Below are 3,849 nucleotides of genomic sequence, written 5' to 3' on the forward strand. Positions count from 1 at the left end.
TTCCTAATGAAGCAGCTTTCAACAAAGGTGAACGACGAGAAAAAGAATATCCCCTTAAATCACCGCTTTTTAAGATAAGATATGATTTTTTCATAAGAAATCCTCCAATAATAAAAAATGTTTTTTTGACATCAAAAAGACACATTTAGGGGTTATTGAAGAACATGAGATGAGGTAGTAGTCATTTTAAGAATTCTTCAATTAATGAGATTGTAGTTTTTTGGTTTAGGGTTTGGTGCATTTTATAAAAATTTTTTGGTTAGAGTGATTGACATTAAAAAGACATATTTACGTTATATTAAGGTTTAGGCGCTAAATTTAAGAAGAGAGATCTGTGTTATGGATGTTGTATAGGGTTTATAGATATTTTTTAAGATAAGAGTGATTCTGTTTCCTGGAGTTAGCTTATTCTGATTCCTTTAGTGTTTTTTGTTATGTTAGCCTCAGTTGAGTATACAATTGGGGGTTTTGTTGTTTTCTATACGTGTATTTTATTTCAATGCATAGAGCACAAAGAATAAAATTTCAAGGATTATTTTTTCTTATTCAGTGTATCTATTCGAATTGAGGGGTGAATATAGATGTCTTCTTTTATGCTCTAAGAATCTTCTGATAGGAGTTATAGAGGTAGTGTAAGGAGAGTCTTTAGCAGTGAAGATAAATGGAAATTGATATTGCCGTATTTTTGTTATGCTTAGTTTTAAAGCTGATCTCTTAGAACGAATTAATAACCGCGATAGTGTTTATTTTTCTTCTTTTTTACACTCTTGATATTATAATTCAGCTTTCAAAATTCATATTGGTATAATCTTTAGCTTTAGAAGTAGCATTTTGCATCATCGAGAACATTTTTTAGTTTTTCATGCAATTGTTCTCCATTAATAGCTTCTTTCAGATTCTTCGTGACTTTATCATTGTCCATATCTTCATCATAACAGGAGTATTTATATCTTCTCCTGCTCAAGTGATTTTTTGGTTTTCTTGCTATCTTCGTCTTTATTGTATTGAACTAAACTCTCAAATGTGTTTTCAAGATCATCCGCTTTTTGATTTTTTCAAAGCTAATTTCCTGTAACCACATCACTCAATGCCTTTTTCTACTTTACCATCTGCCACACCGCTCATTTACCATGCTGCACCATTATGACATGACCTCATAGGTCCCTGCATTCCACTTAAATCATCATGCTTTATTTTCTTTTCGATATTATCGAAATGATTATTTAGGTTTTCCATAGTTTTATTACCATCATTATTTACCAGCACATTCTCACCAATTATAAAATCTTCAATTCTCATAATATTTCAATCGAATCTACCAATAGAAACATCTGAGCTTATCTTGATTCCGCCAAAATCGTATTTTTAGGAATGAATTGCCTTAAGATATATCTGAGACACCGACACCAGAAGCATCTAGAATAAGACTTTATTTATAATAATACTTGATTTATAATAATACTTGAATTCAAAATTTTAGACTCACACTTCTTTATTCAAAAAGTCTACTGCCTCTTCACTCAAATTAAGAATTATTGGATAACTGTTCGATACACACAATAACCTCTACAAAACATAGAAAAATCCTTCACATTTCCAAACATAGTCTGCTTTATCTTTAATAGCCCATAATGAGAGAACCAATATAGAGCATAGAAAGCAAAAAAATAAATATGAATCCCTTAATTAAAAAAAGACATCCCAACAAAATCAGATCATGTATTTATTGTGAATAAGATTACAAAATAAATTCTATAAAAGAAAAGATTGCTCTATTAATCTATAGAGTTTTCTCTTTATAAAAAACTTACGCCCTTCCCTCATTTTTGAAGGAAAGACGTAAAAGAGATTTAAGAAAATATCCGTCTTAATCTTAATGCATTTCTCTTAATATCGCTGCACGATAATCATACCGTGCGCTTCTATAGACTATTAACGCACTGGCAAGGTAAAGCTGACTCCTGCACCAACACCCCAATGACCTCCCGCACCTGTCACAGACACATTAGAACGGATATTGCCATTTACAGATGTATAACCAGCACCAAAAGCAAGAGCAGATTGACTACGCCATAAACCAGTTCCAAATGCAACACTTAATGCACCAGGAATATTGTTATACCGCAAGTTAGCGACTGCTAAACCAATTGCTGCAGCTTGTCTTGCTTCTTTTCGGACTCCCTCAATGTTATAATTTAAAGCATCAAACTTCATATCCGTGTAGTCTTTTGCCTTCTCTACCGCGTCATCAATAGCATCGACAACAATATTCTTGACCTTTTCATCTGTGTATTTTTTTGCATCGTCAAGAGTAATCTCCATCTGTTGCTTGGTATAGTCATGTAACTGCCCCCCATTAACTGCTTCTTTCGAGCCTGCTTCAATCTTACCATCTGCAACATTGTCAATGACAACAGGTTGCCCAGCATCACTTCCTGCTAAAGTGATTTTATTGGTCTTTTTGCCATTTGCATCTTTGTCATATTGAACAGTATTCTCAGCTATACCGTTAATCGTGTTAGACATATGGTCTACTTTATTTTCAACATTCGTAACGCGTTCGTTGGTATCCCAAAGTTGCCCACCATTAACTGCCTCTTTCGAGTCTTTTTCAACTTTACCATTTGTAACACCAGTAATCTTACTGTCCTTTCCTTCTCGGTTTGCATCATAAGCGCCTTTTTCTTCATTCCATTGTAAAGCATCTGAACCAGGACCACCTTGTCCGCCTTGCTTTTCAAGCTTTTTAATTCGGTCATTTAAAATGGACATCCCGCCATTCACACCAGCAAAAGCACTGGCAACATCCTTATAGACCGCAGAAGTAGAACCATTGGCACCAAACTTATAAATCGTAAAAGTAGGATCTGTCCATTCTCCATCTCTATATTTAGCACCGCCACCAAAATAAGAAGCAAGCTTGTTACTCATCTGAAAAAGCTGTTTCCCTGTAATAGCATCTGTCGAATTAATATCAATTTCCCCATCTAAAAGAAATGTCAGTTTGCTATTTTGTTTTGCTTGGCCTTTAGATCCATGAAGTGCAACAAAAGCTCCTTCTTTTTCACTCCATAACAAAGCATCACTAGAAATATTGGCAATTTTGTCATTAAAGTCGTCAATCACATACTGTACGCGCGTATTTACATTTTTAATATTCGCATCAAGCCCTGCAAAAGCCGAACCAACATCATTATAGATCTTTCTTGTTACAATTCCTTCCGTTGTCACATGCGATAAATCATAAACTGGTCGCGTAAAAGCACCATTGCTGAATTCTGTACCACCACCAAAAATGTTCGCAATATCTCCAGAGAGTTTATTAATCTGTTTTCCATTAACAGCATCACTCGATTCATTAGAAATTACACCATCTTTAAGATTATGAATAGCAACTGGTCCCTTACTCTTCTGTCCACCTAAAGTAATGTTTTTATAATCAATACTACCATTTGGCCTCTTATCGTAAAGAACTGCAGCAGCACTCATAGTCTCAAAATCTTTGTTAATCTCTCTTAAACTTTTATCAAGTTGGTCTTTGTTAACAGCTTCATTGCCTTGTACCGCAGCTTTTACACCAGAAAGAGTTCTATCTTTTCCTGGCCGATCTGAAATATCAATCTTAGTGCCGCCTCTTCTTGCACCAATGGTGATAAGTTTCGTATCTATATCTTGCTGAACAAGACTATTCGTCGTGATATTAGTGATTTCATTACGAATATCCTTCATAGAACCATCAACACCCTTAAATGCTGAACCAACATCATTATACTTAGAGCCATTAATGGTATAGGTTGGTGCTTTACCACTCAGAACATCCGCACCACCTCCAAAATATTTCGATGTATA

At 34.7% G+C, this 3,849-nt stretch carries 2 protein-coding genes; both read right to left on the reverse strand.

The genetic code is table 11. The annotated features are described in order from the left end of the window. Positions 1-1,125: 1,125 nt before the first annotated feature. A complete protein-coding gene (locus O99_RS06830) occupies positions 1,126-1,299 on the reverse strand; it encodes a hypothetical protein (RefSeq protein WP_153300829.1) in 174 nt (57 codons plus the stop codon). A gap of 633 nt (positions 1,300-1,932) precedes the next feature. After that, positions 1,933-3,849, reverse strand: a 1,917-nt coding sequence (locus O99_RS03160; RefSeq protein WP_035006720.1) for a Vomp family autotransporter, incomplete at its 5' end; no start/stop codon positions are given.

The sequence above is a fragment of the Bartonella rochalimae ATCC BAA-1498 genome, from assembly GCF_000706645.1.
GTDB lineage: Bacteria > Pseudomonadota > Alphaproteobacteria > Rhizobiales > Rhizobiaceae > Bartonella > Bartonella rochalimae.

Excerpts from the sequence above, each read along its gene's own strand:
- O99_RS06830 (WP_153300829.1), bottom strand. The coding sequence starts at position 1,299 with ATGAGAATTGAAGATTTTATAATTGGTGAGAATGTGCTGGTAAATAAT.